Raw genomic sequence first — 17475 nt, forward strand, 5'->3', positions numbered from 1 at the left:
CGGCATGCGATGTTTTCCACTCCTGAACGATCAATCGCACCAAAGGCGGCGCCGCGCGCGCCCGCTTCCGACGACGCGCCCGCCGTGCGGCTTCTTGCACAAACGCTGCGCGAAGCCGCGCGCCGCAACGCCTCCGACGTGCATATCGAGCCGATGGAATACGGCTGGCGCGTGCGTCTGCGCATCGACGGCGTGCTGCACGAAATGTCGCGCCCGCCCGCGCATCTGCGCGACGCGTTCATCACGCGCATCAAGGTGCTGGCGCGCATGGACATCGCCGAGCGGCGCATTCCGCAAGACGGCCGCCTGCGTCTGTCGCCAGGCTCGCCGTCGCAAGCGGCCGAAGACTATCGGGTGAATTCGCTGCCGACGCTGCACGGCGAAAAACTCGTGCTGCGCCGGCTCGAAGCGTTGCCCGCCGATCTCGCGCTCGACGCGCTCGGGCTCGACGAAGCACAGCGCCGCACCGTCGCGCAAGCGATCGGCGCGCCCCACGGTCTCGTGCTCGTCACCGGGCCGACCGGCAGCGGCAAGACACTTTCGCTTTACTGCTTCCTGCAAATGCTCAACGGCACGTCGCGCAACCTGTGCTCGGTGGAAGATCCCGCCGAGATCCAGCTCGCGGGCATCAATCAGGTCAACGTGCGCGAGAAAGCCGGGCTCACGTTCGCGGTCGCGCTGCGCGCGCTGCTGCGGCAAGACCCGGACGTCATCATGATCGGCGAGATTCGCGACGAGGAGACCGCCAGCGTCGCCGTGAAGGCCGCGCAAACGGGCCACCTCGTGCTCTCGACCGTGCATACGAACGATGCAAGCGCCGCGTGCGCGCGCCTCATCGACATCGGCGTGGAACCGTACAACCTGGCGGGCGCGCTGCGGCTCGTCACGGCGCAACGTCTCGTGCGGCGTTTGTGCCCGCACTGCCGCGAGAAAAGCGATGAATCGGCGGCGGCGCTGCGCGCAGCGGGTTTCGACGCGAACGCAGTTCAGCCTCACGCAGTTCAGCCTCAAGCGCATCCCGAAGTTCAGCCATACATCGCGCGCGGCTGCGATGCGTGTCACGGAATCGGTTATCGCGGGCGCGTGGGCATTCACGAAGTGATGCCGATTTCCCCGGCAATGCGCGATCTGATCGTCGCGGGGCGCGGCGCCCACGAGATCGCGCGCGAAGCTCGCGCAAGCGGCGTGGCGAGCCTGCGCGACGCGGCGCTCGCGCTCGTGCGCGACGGCACCACGAGCCTGGCGGAAGCGCTCGCCGCCACGGACGCCACATGAATACCCCGCTTTCCCGTATGCAAGGCACGCAGCGCGCGCTCCACCCGCGCACGGACGGCCGCTTTGCATGGCGCGGTCTCGACGCGAGAGGCGTGCCCAGGCGCGGCACCCTGATCGCGCTCGACGCGGCCGCGGCGCAAACCGCGCTCAAGCGCGAGCGCATCACCGTGCTTTCGATCGAGCGGCGCGCGAACGCTCCCGCGCCCAAAGCCAATCATGCCGATGTCACGCGCTTCACGCGCCAGCTCGCCAGCCTGCTGCGCGCGGGCCTGCCGCTCGCACACGCGCTCGATTTGCTCGCGCAGTCGCCGGGGCCGCATGACATGCCGCGCATTGCCGCCGTGCTCGCGCGCGACATCGCCGTGGGGCAGCCTTTCGCCGAGGCCCTCGCGCGTCATCCCGCGCGTTTCAACGCGCTGTATTGCCAGCTCGTCGCCGTGGGCGAGGCGTCGGGTGCGCTCGCCACCGTGCTCGCGCGTCTCGCCGACGACCGCGAGCGCGCTGCCGCACAACGCGCCAGGGTGCGCGCGGCGCTCACCTATCCGGTTGCCGTGCTGCTGCTGGCGCTCGCGATCACGGCGGCGCTGCTCGTCTGGGTCGTGCCCACGTTCAAGCAGATCTTCGACGGTTTCGGCGCCGCGCTGCCCGCGCCCACGCAGTTCGTGCTGATGCTCTCGGCGGGCGCCGCGCGTTGGAGCGTGCCTGCGGCCGTCGTCGCCGCAACGGGAGCGATGGCGCTGCATCACGCGTTGCGCCGCTCGCTCACCGCGCGCATCGCGTTCGGAAGCGCGCTGCTCAAGCTGCCGCTGTGCGGGGCGTTGCTCACCACCTTGTGCGCGGCGCGCTGGAGCCGCGCGCTCGGCACCTTGCTCGCCGCCGGCACGCCGCTCGCCGACGCCTTCGATTCGCTCGCGCACGCCAGCGGCAATGCGTTTTTCGACCGCGCAAGCGCGGGCATCAGCGCGCGCCTGCGTCATGGCGAACGGCTCGCCGCCGCCATGCGCGCCGCGGGGTGCTTCCCCGTCGACGTGATTCAGCCCGTGGCCGTTGCCGAGGAATCGGGCGCGCTCGACGCCATGCTGCTCGACGTGGCCTCGCTCGCCGATCGTCAGGTGGACGAAAAGATCGCACTAGTCTCGAGCCTCTGCGAACCGCTCGTGATCGTCGTGCTGGGCGCGCTGGTCGGCGGGCTCGTCGTCGCGATGTATCTTCCCATCATTCAACTGGGCAACGTGGTGTAGCATCGCTGCCAGATTCCGGTTCCGTCTCATGCCCGTTCCCATCCTGTCCGCTCCCGGCGCCAGCAGTCCCTTCTCCGCGGCGTTTCTCGACGCTTTAGGCGCGTTGCCGTTCGGCGTGCTCGTGGGCTTCGCCATCGCCATCGGGCTGGTCGTCGGCAGCTTTCTCAACGTGGTCGTGCATCGGCTGCCCATCATGCTGGAGCGCGCATGGCGCGCGGACGTCGCCGAATCGCTCGGCACGCCCGCCCCGGCGTTCGAGGACGACGGCTTCCCCGCGCGCTACAACCTCTGCCTGCCGCGCAGCGCTTGCCCGCATTGCGGCCATGTCTTGCGCGCGTGGGAAAACATTCCCGTGCTCAGTTGGCTCGCCTTGCGCGGGCGTTGCTCGCATTGCCATGCGCGCGTGAGCGTGCGCTATCCGCTCGTCGAATTGCTGAGCGCCGCATGCGCGGCGGCGGCGCTCATCGCGTTCGGCCCGTCGGGCAAAGCACTTGCGGCGTTCGTGCTGTGCGCCGTGCTCATCGCCGCGAGCGCGATCGACCTCCAGCGTCAAATGCTCTACGACGAGCTTACGCAACCGTTGCTCTGGGCGGGACTCATCGTCAATTTCGAAGGCACGTTCACCGGGCTGGAGGAAGCCGTGATCGGCGCGATTGCCGGTTATCTCGCGCTCTGGTGCGTGTACTGGGTGTTCAGACTGCTGCGCGGCGTGGAAGGCATGGGGCACGGCGACTTCAAGCTGCTGGCCGCGCTCGGTGCGTGGCTCGGCTGGAGCGCGCTGCCGCAGATCGTGGTGATCGCCGCGTTGGCGGGAGCGATCGTCGGCGTCGCGGCGACCGTGAGCGGGCGCATGCGGTTCGAGGAGCCGCTGCCGTTCGGGCCGTATCTCGCGGCGGGCGCGCTCGTCACGTTATTCGCGGGCACGCCGCTTTACGGCGTTTTTGCGTGGGGGGGCTGATTCATGTTCGTGGTCGGACTGACAGGCGGCATCGGTAGCGGCAAATCGACGGTGGCGGACCTGTTCGCCGCGCGCGGCGTTTCCCTCGTCGACACCGACGTCATCGCGCATCGCGTGACCGCGCCGCACGGCGTGGCAATGGCGCCTATCGCCGCGCAATTCGGCCCCGAATTCGTCGCCGCAGACGGCTCGATGGATCGCGCCCGCATGCGCGCGCTCGTGTTCGGCGACGAAGCGGCGCGCAAGCGCCTCGAAGCCATCACGCATCCGCTGATCCGCGCGGAAACGGAGCGCGAAATTCGCGAGGCGCACGGCGCGTACGTAATGGCGGTCGTGCCGTTGCTGGTGGAATCGGGATCGTGGAAAGCGCGCGTCGACCGCGTGCTTACCGTCGATTGCAGCGTCCAAACGCAAATCGCGCGCGTCATGCGGCGCAACGGCTTCGCGCGCGAGCAGGTGCTCGCGATCATCGCGCGCCAGGCCACGCGCGAAATGCGACTCGCGGCCGCCGACGACGTCATCGTCAACGACGAAACGTCGCTCGACGCGCTCGCGAACGACGTCGATGCATTGCATCAGACATATCTGAGGTACGCCACCGCACGAGAGTAAGCGCAAACTATCTCGCTTGCGTGGGCGAACTCCGGCGCAAGCGGCGAGTCGAAGCGCGGCGCGGTGCGATTTTTGCGCCAAAACGCGGGACATATCGGCGCTGCGAGGTGACTGCGGCGCCACGGCAGCGACAAGACGCGATCCAACGCAGTAAAGCGTGGCCGATCGCACCGCCCGTGCGATTGCGAGGGTGGTCCCACGGCATTAGAATGTCCTGCAACTTTCAACCTTCACCGACCACGCCCGAGGCGAGCGCGCTTGATTCTTTACGAGTATCCCTTCAACGAGCGAATCCGGACGCTGCTGCGCCTCGAAGACCTCTTCGAGCGCTTTACGTTCTTCCTGACGCAGGAAGATCCGAGGGAACACCACGTCGCGCTCACGACGCTCTTCGAAATTGCGGAAGTCGCGGGCCGCGCCGACCTCAAGTCGGACCTCATGAAGGAACTCGAAAGGCAGCGTCAGACGCTGGCGCCGTTCCGCGGCAATCCGGGCATCGAGCAAAACGCGCTTGAAGCCGTGCTCGGCGAAATCGAGCAAACGCTGGCCGGCCTCACGCACATGCAAGGCAAAACGGGCCAGCATCTGATGGACAACGAATGGCTGACGAGCATTCGCAGCCGCGCCATCATTCCGGGCGGCACCTGCAAGTTCGACCTGCCGTCGTACTATGCGTGGCAGCAATTGCACGCCGACCAGCGCCGTCAGGACATCGCGAAATGGGTCACGCCGTTGCTGTCGCTGCGCGACGCGGCGGCCATCGTGCTGCGGCTCGCGCGCGAATCGGGTCAGGCGTCGAAGGTGATGGCCATGCAGGGCAGCTATCAGCAAATGCTTTCGGGTCGTGCTTATCAATTGATGCAGGTGCGCGTGGCACCCGATTTGCGCATGATTCCCGAGGCGAGCGCCAACAAGTACATGCTGTGGGTGCGCTTCACGGTGCAAGACGGCGATCTGCGTCCGCGCACCGTCGATCAGGACGTGCCGTTCCAGCTCACGCTTTGCAGCCTGTAATCGTCAACCGCATCAGTCGAAGTCCGTTTCGCATGATCTCAGTCGTCAAATGTCCGACCTGCGGCAAGGATGTCCGGTGGGTGCCGGAAAATCGCTTCCGTCCGTTCTGTTCGGAGCGCTGCAAGCAAATCGATCTGGGCGCCTGGGCAGCCGAGAAATATCGGATCGGCGGGAACGACGAAGAGTCGCCGCCCGAGGACGCACCGGGCGAAACGCGCCAGTAGGCGTATCGGCATAACCGAAGCGCCGCCGCGCCAAACCAGACGCCCAAAGACGCCGAACCAGGCGCCAGGCCGGCGCCCAACCAAACCGTCCGCCGCAAACGCAAAGGCCGCTCTGCATGACGCAAAGCGGCCTTTTTCGCTCGATGCCACATGCCTTCACTCGGCGGCGAGCCACTCCAGCACAGGAATCGTCGCGGGCAACAGCGGCGCGACCGTCGCCGGCAAGCTCTGCCAGACGAACGCCTGACCTTCGCGCCCGTGCGGCTCGCCGCTCCACTGCGTGACCTTGCAGAAGAAGAGGCGCACGTAAGCGTGCGGGTAATCGTGCTCGAGCGTGTGCCACAGGTGGCTCGCCTGCACGTCGATGCCCAGTTCCTCGTGCAATTCGCGCGCGAGCGCCGCCTCGACCGACTCGCCCTTCTCCAGCTTGCCGCCGGGGAATTCCCAGTAGCCCGCGTAGGGCTTGCCCTCGGGGCGCTGCGCGAGCAGATAGCGGCCGTCGGGCTGCACGAGCACGCCCACGGCGACGTCCGTCACCGGGCGGCCGCTCGCGTTGACTTGATCGCTCATGCCGCTCAAGCCTCTTGCCCGGAGTCTTGCGTCTTCTTGCCCGACCAGTCGCGCGCGAACTGCCATGCCACGCGGCCCGAACGCGAACCGCGCTCCAGCGCCCACACGAGCGCGTCGCCGCGCGCGGCCTCGACTTCGGCTTCGCTCATGCCGAAGTGGCGCAGCCAATGACCGGCGATCGTCAGATAGTCGTCCTGCTTGAACGGATAGAAGCTCACCCAGAGGCCGAAACGTTCGGAGAGCGAAATCTTTTCCTCGACCACTTCGCCCGGATGAATCTCGCCGTCGGACGTGTGCTTGTACGACTCGTTGTCGCTCATGTATTCGGGCAGCAGATGGCGGCGGTTCGACGTGGCGTAGATCAGCACGTTGTCCGACTGCGCGGCCACCGACCCGTCCAGCGCCACCTTCAGCGCCTTGTAGCCCGACTCGCCGTCCTCGAACGAGAGGTCGTCGCAGAACACCACGAAGCGTTCGGGGCGCGTCGAGATCAGGTCGACGATATCGCCGAGATCGTGCAGATCGTCCTTGTCGACTTCGATCAGGCGCAAACCGTCCTTCGCATACGCGTTCAGGCACGCCTTGATCAGCGACGACTTGCCCGTGCCGCGCGCGCCCGTAAGCAGCACGTTGTTCGCGGGCTTCTTGTGTACGAACTGGCGCGTGTTGCGGTCGATGAGGTCTTTCTGGCGGTCGATGTTTTGCAGATCGTCGAGCGAAATATCGGAAATCGCCGGCACCGGTTGCAGATAACCGCGCCCTTGGCGCTTGCGCCAGCGAAACGCGACCGCGGCGTTCCAGTCGACGTCGGGAGCGGCCGGCGGCAGCACGGCTTCGAGGCGTCCGAGCAACGCTTCGGCGCGGGTCAGAAACTGTTCGAGCTTGTCCATGTGGTTTTCGGCGTGCTTGAGGTGCTTGAGGTGCTTGAGGGCTTAGGCGCTTAAGAGCGGTAATCGGCGTTGATGCTCACGTAGTCGTGCGAGAGATCGCAAGTCCAGATGGTCGCTTGCGCGTCGCCACGGCCAAGCAGCACGCGAATCAGGATCTCGCTTTTCTTCATGACGCGCTGGCCGTCTTCCTCGCGGTAGGCCGGATTGCGGCCGCCCGACTTCGCCACGAGCACGTCGTCGAGATAGAGGTCGATCTTGTCGACGTCGAGATCGGTCACGCCCGCATAGCCGATGGCGGCCAGAATGCGGCCGAGGTTGGGGTCCGAAGCGTAGAACGCGGTCTTCACGAGCGGCGAATGGCCGATCGCGTACGCGATCTGGCGGCACTCGGCCACGTTCTTGCCGCCTTCGACCTGCACGGTCATGAACTTGGTCGCGCCTTCGCCGTCGCGCACGATCAGTTGCGAGAGTTCCTGCGCCACGGCCGTGAGCGCGTCGCGCAGCGCGGCGTACGCGGGCGAATCCGCCGACGTGATCGCCGGCAGGCTCGATTGGCCCGAAGCGATCAGCATGAACGAGTCGTTCGTCGAGGTGTCGCCGTCGATGGTCACGCAGTTGAACGAGCGGTCGGCCACGTACTTCACGAGTTCGTCGAGCACCGGTTGCGCCACGTTCGCGTCGAAGGCAAGAAAGCCGAGCATGGTCGCCATGTTCGGCTTGATCATGCCCGCGCCCTTGCTGATGCCCGTGAACGTGATCGTGTGGCCGTCGATGTTCGCCTGACGCGAAACGGCCTTCGGCAGCGTGTCCGTCGTCATGATGGCCTGCGCGGCGTCGTACCAGTTCGCGGCCTTGCGGTTTTCCAGCGCGGCGGGCAAACCGGCCTTCAGGCGGTCGACCGGCAGCGGTTCGAGAATCACGCCAGTGGAGAACGGTAGCACCTGCGAAGGATCGAGACCCATCAGGCGCGCGAGTTCGTCGCAGGTTTCGCGCGCGTGCGCGAGGCCCGGCTCGCCCGTGCCCGCGTTAGCGTTGCCCGTGTTCACCACGAGCGCGCGAATCGCCTTGCCGCCCGCGCGCACCTTCGCGAGATGCTCGCGACATACCGTGACGGGCGCGGCGCAAAAGCGGTTCAGCGTGAACACGCCCGCGACGCTCGCGCCTTCGTCGACGGAAATCACGAGCACGTCCTTGCGGTTGGGCTTGCGGATATTGGCCTCGGCCCAGCCGAGCGTCACGCCGGCGACCGGGTGGAGTTGTGCGGGATCGATCGAGGGGAAATTGACAGCCATGATGGCGACCTGTCGAAAAGGCGATGCCGGCTGAGGCGCTCACGGCCTCACCGGCATCGGGATTCAAAACGCAAGGCCCGCTACGAAAAGCGGGCCACCGAATCTACGGATCTACGCCGCTTGAACGGCAACTACATAGCAAGTGCGTGGCACCTGCAAGGCAATCGCGTGGCAACGGCGTGGCAAACGGTGTGACGTGCGCCACGCAGCGCCTCAAGCGGCAAGGCAAATTTCGCGGATCACGCGATCTTGCCGTGGCACTGCTTGTATTTCTTGCCGCTGCCGCACGGGCACGGATCGTTGCGGCCGACCTTCGGCAAGTCGTCGCCGCCCACCGCAGCGTGGCTCATGGCCGCGCCGACCATGGCCGCCGTGGCGTCGGCGGCAACGGGCGCGGCGGCGGCGGCAGGCGGTGCGGCTTCGGCAAACTCGGCATGACGGAATTCGACGTTCTCGAGATGACCGCCCTGCTCCTCCATCTGCTCGGCCGCCTGCTCCAGTTGCTCCGGCGACTGGATGCGCACGTTCATCACGATGCGCGTGACTTCCATCTTCACGGCGTCGAGCATCGCGGCGAACAGTTCGAACGCCTCGCGCTTGTATTCCTGCTTCGGATTCTTCTGCGCATAGCCGCGCAGGTGAATGCCCTGACGCAAGTGGTCGAGCGCCGCCAGGTGCTCGCGCCAGCTACGGTCGAGCGTTTGCAGCATGACCGAGCGCTCGAACGCGCTGAACGACTCGCGGCCCACTTGCGCGACCTTCTGCTCGTAGGCTTCGTCGGCGGCGGCGAGCACGGCTTCGAGAATCTCGTCGGCGTCGATCTGCGACGACTCGTTGATCATCTCCTGGATCGCGAGGTCGAGCTGCCATTCGCTGCGTAGCACTTCCTCCAGCTCGGGCACGTCCCACTGTTCCTCGATACTGCCCGCCGGCACGTACTGGCGCACGATTTCCGTGATCACGCCATGACGCATCGCGCCGATCGTTTCGGTGATGTCGTGCGCTTCGAGCAGTTCGTTACGCTGCTGGTAGATCACCTTGCGCTGGTCGTTCGACACGTCGTCGTATTCGAGCAGTTGCTTGCGGATGTCGAAGTTGCGTGCTTCGACCTTGCGCTGCGCCGACTCGATCGAACGCGTGACGATGCCCGCCTCGATCGCCTCGCCCTCGGGCATCTTCAGGCGGTCCATGATCGCGCGCACGCGGTCGCCCGCGAAAATGCGCAGCAGCGGATCTTCGAGCGAGAGATAGAAGCGCGACGAGCCCGGATCGCCTTGACGGCCCGCGCGGCCGCGCAACTGGTTGTCGATACGGCGCGATTCGTGGCGTTCCGTGCCGATGATGTGCAGACCGCCCGCGGCCTTCACCTGATCGTGCAGCGTTTGCCATTCGTCGCTGAGCTGCTGGATGCGGCGCGCCTTCTCGTCGGCGGGAATCGCTTCGTCGGCTTCGATGAACGACGCCTGCTTTTCCACGTTGCCGCCCAGCACGATGTCGGTGCCGCGGCCGGCCATGTTGGTGGCGATGGTGATGCGCTTCGGGCGCCCCGCTTCGGCGACGATCGCGGCTTCGCGGCCGTGCTGCTTCGCGTTGAGCACGTCGTGCGGCAGACCCGCCTTCGTGAGCAGATGCGAGAGCAGCTCCGAGTTTTCGATCGAGGTGGTGCCGACCAGCACCGGCTGACCGCGCTCGTAGCAGTCGCGAATGTCGCGAATCACCGCGTCGTAACGCTCTTTCGCGGTCTTGTAGATCTGATCCTGCTTGTCGATGCGCTTGGGCACGCGGTTGGTCGGGATCACGACCGTTTCGAGACCGTAGATCTCGTTGAATTCGTAGGCTTCCGTGTCCGCCGTGCCGGTCATGCCCGAGAGCTTCGCGTACATGCGGAAGTAGTTCTGGAACGTGATCGAGGCGAGCGTCTGGTTCTCGCTCTGGATCTTCACGTGCTCCTTCGCTTCCACGGCCTGATGCAGACCGTCGGACCAGCGGCGGCCCGCCATCAGGCGGCCCGTGAATTCGTCGACGATCACGACTTCGCCGTTCTGCACCACGTAGTGCTGATCCTTGAAGAACAGCGTGTGCGCGCGCAGGGCGGCGTACACGTGGTGCATCAGCGTGATGTTCTGCGGCGCGTAGAGACTTTCGCCCTGGCCGATCAGGCCCCACTCGGCGAGCATGCGTTCGGCCTTTTCGTGGCCCGATTCCGTGAGGAACACCTGGCGCGCTTTTTCGTCGAGCGTGTAGTCGCCCGGCTTTTCGACGCCCGTGCCGTCGGCCTTTTCTTCGCCGATCTGGCGTTCGAGCAGCGGCGGCAGCGCGTTCATGCGCACGTAGAGTTCGGTGTGGTCCTCGGCCTGGCCCGAGATGATGAGCGGCGTGCGCGCTTCGTCGATCAGGATCGAGTCCACCTCGTCGACCACGGCGAAGTTCAGCGCGCGCTGCACGCGCGCCTCGGTCTCGTAGACCATGTTGTCGCGCAGGTAGTCGAAGCCGAACTCGTTGTTCGTGCCGTAGGTGATGTCCGCGCCGTAGGCCTGCTGCTTCATGCCATGGTCCATCTGCGACAGGTTGATGCCGACGGAAAGACCGAGGAAATTGTAGAGGCGCGCCATCCATTCGGCGTCGCGCTGGGCGAGGTAGTCGTTCACCGTGACCACGTGTACGCCGCGCCCCGAAAGCGCGTTCAGGTACACGGGCAGCGTGGCGACGAGCGTCTTGCCTTCGCCGGTGCGCATTTCGGCGATCTTGCCGTAGTGCAGCACCATGCCGCCGATCAACTGCACGTCGAAGTGACGCATTTTCAGCACGCGCTTGCTGGCCTCGCGGCAAACCGCGAACGCCTCGGGCAGCAGTTCGTCGAGCGAGGTGCCGTTGGCCACGCGCTCGCGGAACTCGACCGTCTTCGCGCGCAGTTGCTGGTCGGTGTACTGCTCGATTTTCGGTTCGAGCGCGTTGATCGCCGCGACCGTCTTCTGATATTGCTTGATCAGGCGCTGATTGCGGCTGCCAAAGATTTTCTGTAAGAAACCGGTGGTCATCGGATCGGTGTCTGCGTCGCGGCTTCGGCCGGGATTCCTGCGCGCGCTGGGCCGGACACAACAAGCGCTGCGCCACGCAACCCGGATCGGAAGAACCTCGGCGGCTTAAGCCCAAAATGGTGGATTCGAATCGGGCATTTTAGCACGCGCCCTCAAGGCCGCCCGTCTCGGCGGGAAGACGGCTCGACGACGCGATTCGCGCAAGAATGCCCGCGCTGACAGCCTTTTCGCCATGCGGCGCCGGACCGGCGCCGTGGCGCGCGCGCGGTCCTGGCCGAACGGCCAAAAGGCGCGTTCCCAGGCGATGCGCAAGCTACAATGAGGCGACTTACGCATCTTTCCGACACATGAGCCGTTTCCCGCCGTTTTCAAGGTCGCGCGCACCGCAGCTGCTCACCGAAGTGCTGAGCCGCACGGACGCGTTCGCGCCGCTGCGCGCGGGCGTCGAGCAAATGACGGCGATGCGGCGCGACCTCGACGCGCTGCTGCCCGACTATCTGGCGGCCAGCGTGGAACCGGGCTTCATCAAGGACGGCAAGCTGGCGCTGTTCGCCGCGCACAACGCGCTCGCGGCGCGGCTGCGGCATCTGGAGCCTCGCCTCGTTGCCGATTTGCAGGCGCGCGGATGGGCGCTCGACGGCGTGCGCATCCGTATTCGTCCGCAAGCGGTGAAAGATCCCGCGCCGCCCAAACAGGCGCGCATGACGCCGGCCGGCGCCGCGGCGCTCCAGGCGCTGAGCGAGCATCTGGAACCGTCGCCGTTGCAGGCCGCGCTCGCACGCATGGCCGCGCGCCACACAAAACGTTAGAACGCCGCGCCGGAGCGCGCGCAATAAAAAAGGGCGACATCGAGTCGCCCTTTTTTGTTGCCGGATTGCTTCGCGAAACCACTCGGAACGGTCCTCGCGAAGGGTTCCTGTCAGGCAAACGCCGTTTGCGCTTCGTAGCCGAAACCGCGCGGCGCCTTTTGCGTGTCGTCGAAGGTGACGATCTCGTAGGCGTCCTCGTTCGCGAGCAGTTCGCGCAGCAGCGCGTTGTTCAAGCCGTGGCCCGACTTGTACGCGTCGTAGGACGCGAGCAACGGATGGCCGACCACGTAAAGGTCGCCGATCGCGTCGAGCATCTTGTGCTTCACGAACTCGTCGTCGTAGCGCAGGCCGTCGTTGTTGAGAATGCGGTACTCGTCGAGCACGATCGCATTGTCCATGCTGCCGCCGCGCGCAAGACCCAGCTCGCGCATCATTTCGACTTCGTGCGCGAAGCCGAACGTGCGCGCACGCGCGATCTCGCGCACGTACGAAGTGTTCGCGAAATCCACTTCGAGCGCCTGGCCGGTTTTATCCACGGCCGGATGACGGAAGTCGATGGTGAACTTCAGCTTGAAGCCGAAATACGGTTCGAGGCGCGCGAACTTGTCGCCGTCGCGAATCTCGACCGGCTTCTTCACCTTGATGAACTTCTTGGGCGCGTTCTGTTCCTCGATGCCGGCCGACTGGATCAGGAACACGAACGACGAGGCGCTGCCGTCCATGATCGGAATTTCTTCGGCGGTCACGTCGACGTAAAGATTGTCGATGCCGAGGCCGGCGCATGCGGACATGAGATGCTCGACCGTCGAGACGCGCGCACCGTCCTTTTGCAGCACCGAAGCGAGACGGGTGTCGCCGATCGCCATGGCCGAAGCGGGAATGTCCACCGGCGTCGGCAAATCCACGCGCGAGAACACGATGCCCGTGTTCGGCGCCGCCGGACGGAGCGTGAGGTCGACCTTGCGGCCCGAGTGCAGGCCGATGCCGACCGTCTTCACGATCGATTTGATGGTTCGCTGCTTCAACATAATTTTCTGCTCATTGAAAATCCCAATCGGGACTTTTTATTTCATAGCGCGAAGTATACTCCAGTTGAGGCAAGTCCGCCGTTCTCCCAGCGTGACAAACTGTTTCCCGTTGTTACCCTCAAGGCATCGGCAATAAAAGCCGCCATGCGGCCAGCGGGAATGGAGGACGGGCCGACGCCCGGAACGGAGGCGTTTCCGGACATCGGCCCGCGGATCTCGCGTAATTGCCTGTCACATTTGCGCCGCGACGCTGCGTTGCGCCAAGGCAACGCGAGGTTCGCGCGAAACGCTCATGCGCGGGTCAACGTGGCAAGTATGCTCGCGGCATCGCTCACTTCGAATTTGCCCGGTGCTTCGACGTGCAGCGTCTTGACCACGCCGTCGTCGACCACCATCGCGTAGCGCTGGGAACGGATTCCCATGCCGCGCGCCGACAAATCCTGCTCCAGTCCGAGTGCACGAGTCAACGCCGCGCTGCCGTCGGCCATCATGCGTACCTTGCCCGAGGTACCTTGATCGCGGCCCCACGCGCCCATCACGAACGCGTCGTTGACGGACACGCACCAGACTTCGTCGACGCCGGCCGCGCGCAATGCGTCGGCATGCTCGATGTAGCCCGGCACGTGCTTTGCGGAACACGTGGGCGTGAAAGCGCCCGGCAACCCGAAGATCACCACACGCTTGCCCGCAGCTTCCTGCTTCACTTCGAAGCTGTTGGGCCCCAGTGTGCAGCCTTCGCGCTCGTCTTCGACGAACTCGAAGAGGGTCGCGGGCGGCAGCGTATCGCCTTGCTTGATCATGACTCGTCCTTTGCAACGATGCGTAAGCATGCATAAAGCGGCATGCGTAAGGCCGGTTAAGCCTGAAATGCGCGCCGCGCTGGCCAATCGCGATGGCGGGCAACGATGTACGACAAGGTATAGCAGGACCGTGGAGCGACACCGCGCCCGGCCCGCACGTTCAGAACGTGGCGGGCAACCGTCCCTGCCGCGCATCTTCGTGAGATGCGGCCTTGCTGGTCTTTCTCGCCTTCATCGCAACTTCCCGCGCGGTCCGTCCACGGGCGCACGCGCACCGCGTGTCGCGCCGCAGCCGGGCTCGCGCCGTTCAGTCCGCCTGCTTGCGCAAAAACGCCGGAATGTCGTACGTGTCGACGCCCTTTTCCTGCAACGCCTGAACGTGCGACGCCGCGGTGTCGCGCGACGTGCGCCAGACAGCCGGCGTGTCGAGCGCGCCGTAGTCGGCGGCATTGCCTTGTTGCGGGGCGTACGTTTGCGCCTGGGGAATCGGATGGTTGTCCGTACCCGTGCGCAGCAGTTGCATCGGCGCGGCTTGCTGCTTCTTCGCAGCGCGGCCAAGACCCGTTGCCACCACCGTGACGCGCAGCGCGTCGCCCATCGCGTCGTCGTAGACGGCGCCGAAGATCACCGTGGCGTCTTCCGCCGCGTAGCTCTTGATGGTGTTCATCACTTCGCGCGTTTCCGACAGACGCAGCGAACGGCTCGACGTGATGTTGACCAGCACGCCGCGCGCGCCCGACAGGTCGACGCCTTCGAGCAGCGGGCTCGCCACGGCCTGTTCCGCCGCGAGGCGCGCGCGATCGACGCCGGCCACCGTGGCCGTGCCCATCATCGCCTTGCCCTGCTCGCCCATCACCGTCTTCACGTCTTCGAAGTCGACGTTCACGAGGCCGTCGACGTTGATGATTTCGGCGATGCCCGCGACAGCGTTGTTCAGAACGTCGTCGGCGCACTGGAAGCACTTGTCCATCTCGGCGTCATCGCCCATCACGTCGAACAGCTTGTCGTTCAGGACGACGATCAGCGAGTCGACGTGATCCTCCAGTTGCTGCGAGCCGGCTTCCGCCACGCGCATGCGCTTGCCGCCTTCGAATTCGAACGGCTTGCTCACCACGCCGACGGTCAGAATGCCCATTTCCTTGGCGATTTGTGCGACGACCGGGGCTGCGCCCGTGCCGGTGCCACCGCCCATGCCCGCGGTGATGAACACCATGTGCGCGCCGCGCAGCGAATCGGCGATGCGCTCGCGGGCTTCTTCCGCCGCCGCGCGGCCCATCTCCGGCTTCGCACCGGCGCCAAGGCCCGTGTTGCCGAGCTGGATCACGGCCGATGCACGCGAGCGCGAGAGCGCCTGTGCGTCCGTGTTCATCACGATGAAGTCGACGCCTTGCACGCCGCGGCTGATCATATGCTGCACGGCATTGCCGCCAGCACCACCAACGCCCACCACCTTGATGATGGTGCCGTTGGTTTCCGTTTCCAGCATCTGGAATTCCATGTTGCCTCCGTCAAGAAAAAAATTTCCGCACCTCGGCCGTTATCCGGTGAAAGATCGGGCAACCCCTCACCGCGCGCCAGCCGCCGGCACCAGCGCGGTTTTCACTGCTTGTACTGCGTTTTCCTACAGGACATCCGTGCTGCGAGATCGACTTCGACCGCGTGACTTCAATTGCCTCGGAAGTCGCGTCAGAAATTGCCGAGGAACCAGTCCTTCATGCGCGAAAACACCTGGCCCATCGATCCCGACTGCACCGCCACCTTGCGCCCGCGCATGCGCTGCGAACGTCCTTCGACCAGCAGGCCCATCGCCGTGGAGTAGCGCGGATTGCGCACGACGTCGGCGAGACCGCCCGCATACTCCGGCACGCCGATGCGCACCGGCTTGAGAAAGATGTCCTCGCCCAGTTCGACCATGCCCGGCATCATGGCCGCGCCGCCCGTGAGCACCACGCCCGAACTGAGCAACTCCTCGTAGCCCGACTCGCGCACGACCTGCTGCACGAGCGAGAACAACTCTTCGACGCGCGGCTCGATCACGGCCGCCAGCGCCTGGCGCGACAGCGTGCGCGGACCGCGCTCGCCCAGACCCGGCACCTCGATCATCTCGTCCGGGTCGGCGAGCGCCTGCTTCGCGATGCCGTAGCTCACCTTGATATCTTCCGCGTCCGGCGTGGGCGTGCGCAGCGCCATGGCGATGTCGCTCGTCACCTGGTCGCCCGCGATCGGAATCACGGCCGTATGGCGAATCGCGCCTTCGCTGAAAATGGCGATATCGGTCGTGCCGCCGCCCACGTCCACGAGCACCACGCCCAGCTCCTTCTCGTCCTCCGTCAGCACCGCCAGCGACGACGCCAGCGGTTGCAGGATGAGGTCGTTTACTTCGAGCCCGCAGCGGCGCACGCACTTCACGATGTTCTGCGCCGCGCTCACCGCGCCCGTCACGATATGTACCTTCACTTCCAGGCGAATGCCGCTCATGCCGATCGGCTCGCGCACGTCCTCCTGACCGTCGATGATGAATTCCTGCGTGAGGATATGCAGCACCTGCTGGTCGGTCGGGATGTTGATCGCCTTCGCCGTTTCGATCACGCGCGCGACGTCGGCCTGCGTGACTTCCTTTTCCTTGATGGCCACCATGCCGCTCGAGTTGAAGCTGCGAATGTGGCTGCCCGCGATGCCCGTGAACACATTAGTGATCTTGCAGTCGGCCATGAGTTCCGCTTCTTCGAGCGCTCGCTGGATAGACTGCACCGTGGCCTCGATGTTCACCACCACGCCCTTCTTGAGACCTTTCGACTCGCTCTGGCCCAGGCCGATCACCTCGTAGTGCCCGTCGCCCTTCATTTCGGCGACGATGGCCACCACCTTCGACGTCCCGATGTCGAGGCTGACCAGCAGATCCTTATAGTCTTTACTCATATCGTGCTCGTTGCGTGTGATGTGCTGTTACTTCTTGCCCGGACCCGGCGTGTCGCTGATGAAGCGCATGCCCGCCGCCCGAATGGCAAACCCGTTTGGATAGCGCAAGTCCGCGTATTCGATGTCTTTACCCCAGCGCTGCGTAAGCGCCGACCACGCCGCGATGAGACGATGCGAGCGTTCGCCGAGCGTGTCCGCGTTACGCTCGCGGCCCAGTTCCAACTGCGTGCCGTTCGAGAGCTTCACCGTCCACGCATAGCGCGGCGACAGCGTCACCTCGTCGGGCGTGAGGCCCAGCGGCGCGAACCACTTCTCGAAGTCGCGATAGCGCGCCACCACTTCCTTCGCCGTGCCTTCCGGGCCGTCGAACGCGGGCAGGTCTTCGTCGAGTTCGCCCTGATTCGCCGTGAACAGCTCGCCGTCGGTGCTCACGAGCTGATCGCTGCCCCACGTGCCGAGCGGCTTGTACTCCTCCAGCGACACCGCGAGCGCATTGGGCCACACGCGGCGCACGCTCGCGTGGCGCACCCACGGCATCTGCTCGAATGCAGCGCGCGCCGTGTCGAGATCGACGGTGAAAAAATTGCCCTTCAGCTTGCCGACCACGCTCGCGCGCACCGTGGGCGAGTTGATGTGCTCGGTGTCGCCCTCGATGCGGATTTCGCGCAGCGCGAAGTTCGGCCGCTGCACGAGCCAGTAACAGCCGGCCGCCAGCAGCGCGAGCACGAGCAGCGTGTGCAGCGCATTGGCGGCGAGGTTGAGCTGGCGTACGTTATTCCACATTTTCGAGACGGCAATTAGTCGA

16 protein-coding genes are annotated in these 17475 nt (G+C 65.4%); 7 read left to right on the forward strand and 9 right to left on the reverse strand.

Features of this window, described 5'->3' with window-relative positions; genetic code table 11:
• Positions 1-9 precede the first annotated feature (9 nt).
• The 6 genes from U5805_RS24425 to U5805_RS24450 all read left to right on the forward strand — a co-directional run bounded on the left by U5805_RS24425 (position 10) and on the right by U5805_RS24450 (position 5324).
• A complete protein-coding gene (locus tag U5805_RS24425; RefSeq protein WP_322106083.1) occupies positions 10-1275 on the forward strand; it encodes a GspE/PulE family protein in 1266 nt (421 codons plus the stop codon).
• Positions 1272-2516, forward strand: coding sequence for a type II secretion system F family protein (locus U5805_RS24430; RefSeq protein ID WP_322106084.1), 1245 nt, complete (start codon positions 1272-1274; stop codon positions 2514-2516). Before U5805_RS24425 ends, U5805_RS24430 begins: the two co-directional genes overlap by 4 nt.
• Before the next feature lie 28 nt (positions 2517-2544).
• The gene (locus U5805_RS24435) at positions 2545-3474 is read left to right on the forward strand and encodes an A24 family peptidase (protein WP_322106085.1); all 930 of its coding nucleotides are present in this window, start codon (positions 2545-2547) and stop codon (positions 3472-3474) included.
• Between the two features lie 3 nt (positions 3475-3477).
• The gene (gene coaE, locus U5805_RS24440) at positions 3478-4086 is read left to right on the forward strand and encodes a dephospho-CoA kinase (protein WP_322106086.1); all 609 of its coding nucleotides are present in this window, start codon (positions 3478-3480) and stop codon (positions 4084-4086) included.
• Between the two features lie 258 nt (positions 4087-4344).
• A complete protein-coding gene (zapD, locus tag U5805_RS24445) occupies positions 4345-5100 on the forward strand; it encodes a cell division protein ZapD (RefSeq protein ID WP_322106087.1) in 756 nt (251 codons plus the stop codon).
• Positions 5101-5132: 32 nt separating this feature from the next.
• Positions 5133-5324 carry a DNA gyrase inhibitor YacG gene (locus U5805_RS24450; protein WP_322106088.1) on the forward strand — a complete coding sequence of 64 codons (192 nt, stop codon included), beginning with the start codon at positions 5133-5135 and terminating at the stop codon, positions 5322-5324.
• A gap of 156 nt (positions 5325-5480) precedes the next feature.
• Here U5805_RS24450 and mutT read toward each other — a convergent pair whose 3' ends face one another.
• The 4 genes from mutT to secA all read right to left on the reverse strand — a co-directional run bounded on the left by mutT (position 5481) and on the right by secA (position 11114).
• Positions 5481-5894: an 8-oxo-dGTP diphosphatase MutT gene (mutT, locus tag U5805_RS24455; RefSeq protein WP_322106089.1), complete on the reverse strand. Its 414-nt coding sequence runs from the start codon at positions 5892-5894 to the stop codon at positions 5481-5483.
• Between the two features lie 5 nt (positions 5895-5899).
• Positions 5900-6784, reverse strand: coding sequence for an ATP-binding protein (locus tag U5805_RS24460; protein ID WP_322106090.1), 885 nt, complete (start codon positions 6782-6784; stop codon positions 5900-5902).
• A 50-nt stretch (positions 6785-6834) separates the two neighbouring features.
• Positions 6835-8076, reverse strand: a complete 1242-nt coding sequence (gene argJ, locus U5805_RS24465) for a bifunctional glutamate N-acetyltransferase/amino-acid acetyltransferase ArgJ (RefSeq protein WP_322106091.1) — start codon at positions 8074-8076, stop codon at positions 6835-6837.
• A gap of 239 nt (positions 8077-8315) precedes the next feature.
• The gene (gene secA, locus U5805_RS24470; protein ID WP_322106092.1) at positions 8316-11114 is read right to left on the reverse strand and encodes a preprotein translocase subunit SecA; all 2799 of its coding nucleotides are present in this window, start codon (positions 11112-11114) and stop codon (positions 8316-8318) included.
• Positions 11115-11461: 347 nt separating this feature from the next.
• Here secA and U5805_RS24475 point away from each other — a divergent pair, with 347 nt between their 5' ends.
• On the forward strand, positions 11462-11923 hold the full coding sequence (locus U5805_RS24475) for a DciA family protein (protein ID WP_322106093.1): 462 nt from the start codon (positions 11462-11464) through the stop codon (positions 11921-11923).
• A 110-nt stretch (positions 11924-12033) separates the two neighbouring features.
• Here U5805_RS24475 and lpxC read toward each other — a convergent pair whose 3' ends face one another.
• From lpxC to U5805_RS24500, 5 genes are all read right to left on the reverse strand, one after another.
• Entirely contained in the window at positions 12034-12951 is a 918-nt protein-coding gene (lpxC, locus tag U5805_RS24480) for a UDP-3-O-acyl-N-acetylglucosamine deacetylase (RefSeq protein WP_322106094.1), read from the reverse strand.
• Positions 12952-13241: 290 nt separating this feature from the next.
• Positions 13242-13751, reverse strand: coding sequence for a peroxiredoxin (locus U5805_RS24485; protein ID WP_322106095.1), 510 nt, complete (start codon positions 13749-13751; stop codon positions 13242-13244).
• A gap of 307 nt (positions 13752-14058) precedes the next feature.
• Positions 14059-15249, reverse strand: a complete 1191-nt coding sequence (ftsZ, locus tag U5805_RS24490; protein WP_322106096.1) for a cell division protein FtsZ — start codon at positions 15247-15249, stop codon at positions 14059-14061.
• Positions 15250-15437: 188 nt separating this feature from the next.
• Positions 15438-16670, reverse strand: a complete 1233-nt coding sequence (gene ftsA, locus U5805_RS24495) for a cell division protein FtsA (protein ID WP_322106097.1) — start codon at positions 16668-16670, stop codon at positions 15438-15440.
• A 27-nt stretch (positions 16671-16697) separates the two neighbouring features.
• Positions 16698-17453 carry a cell division protein FtsQ/DivIB gene (locus U5805_RS24500; RefSeq protein ID WP_322106098.1) on the reverse strand — a complete coding sequence of 252 codons (756 nt, stop codon included), beginning with the start codon at positions 17451-17453 and terminating at the stop codon, positions 16698-16700.
• Positions 17454-17475 lie beyond the last annotated feature (22 nt).

It is taken from the genome of Paraburkholderia sp. J41 (genome assembly GCF_905220235.1).
In the GTDB taxonomy this organism is placed as follows: Bacteria; Pseudomonadota; Gammaproteobacteria; order Burkholderiales; family Burkholderiaceae; genus Paraburkholderia.

What these genes read in the sequence shown, in the direction of transcription:
- U5805_RS24425 (WP_322106083.1), top strand. Translation starts at nt 10, where the DNA reads ATGTTTTCCACTCCTGAACGATCAATCGCACCAAAGGCGGCGCCGCGC.
- U5805_RS24430 (WP_322106084.1), top strand. Translation starts at nt 1,272, where the DNA reads ATGAATACCCCGCTTTCCCGTATGCAAGGCACGCAGCGCGCGCTCCAC.
- U5805_RS24435 (WP_322106085.1), top strand. Translation starts at nt 2,545, where the DNA reads ATGCCCGTTCCCATCCTGTCCGCTCCCGGCGCCAGCAGTCCCTTCTCC.
- coaE (WP_322106086.1), top strand. Translation starts at nt 3,478, where the DNA reads ATGTTCGTGGTCGGACTGACAGGCGGCATCGGTAGCGGCAAATCGACG.
- U5805_RS24450 (WP_322106088.1), top strand. Translation starts at nt 5,133, where the DNA reads ATGATCTCAGTCGTCAAATGTCCGACCTGCGGCAAGGATGTCCGGTGG.
- mutT (WP_322106089.1), bottom strand. Translation starts at nt 5,894, where the DNA reads ATGAGCGATCAAGTCAACGCGAGCGGCCGCCCGGTGACGGACGTCGCC.
- U5805_RS24460 (WP_322106090.1), bottom strand. Translation starts at nt 6,784, where the DNA reads ATGGACAAGCTCGAACAGTTTCTGACCCGCGCCGAAGCGTTGCTCGGA.
- argJ (WP_322106091.1), bottom strand. Translation starts at nt 8,076, where the DNA reads ATGGCTGTCAATTTCCCCTCGATCGATCCCGCACAACTCCACCCGGTC.
- secA (WP_322106092.1), bottom strand. Translation starts at nt 11,114, where the DNA reads ATGACCACCGGTTTCTTACAGAAAATCTTTGGCAGCCGCAATCAGCGC.
- U5805_RS24475 (WP_322106093.1), top strand. Translation starts at nt 11,462, where the DNA reads ATGAGCCGTTTCCCGCCGTTTTCAAGGTCGCGCGCACCGCAGCTGCTC.
- lpxC (WP_322106094.1), bottom strand. Translation starts at nt 12,951, where the DNA reads ATGTTGAAGCAGCGAACCATCAAATCGATCGTGAAGACGGTCGGCATC.
- U5805_RS24485 (WP_322106095.1), bottom strand. Translation starts at nt 13,751, where the DNA reads ATGATCAAGCAAGGCGATACGCTGCCGCCCGCGACCCTCTTCGAGTTC.
- ftsZ (WP_322106096.1), bottom strand. Translation starts at nt 15,249, where the DNA reads ATGGAATTCCAGATGCTGGAAACGGAAACCAACGGCACCATCATCAAG.
- ftsA (WP_322106097.1), bottom strand. Translation starts at nt 16,670, where the DNA reads ATGAGTAAAGACTATAAGGATCTGCTGGTCAGCCTCGACATCGGGACG.
- U5805_RS24500 (WP_322106098.1), bottom strand. Translation starts at nt 17,453, where the DNA reads ATGTGGAATAACGTACGCCAGCTCAACCTCGCCGCCAATGCGCTGCAC.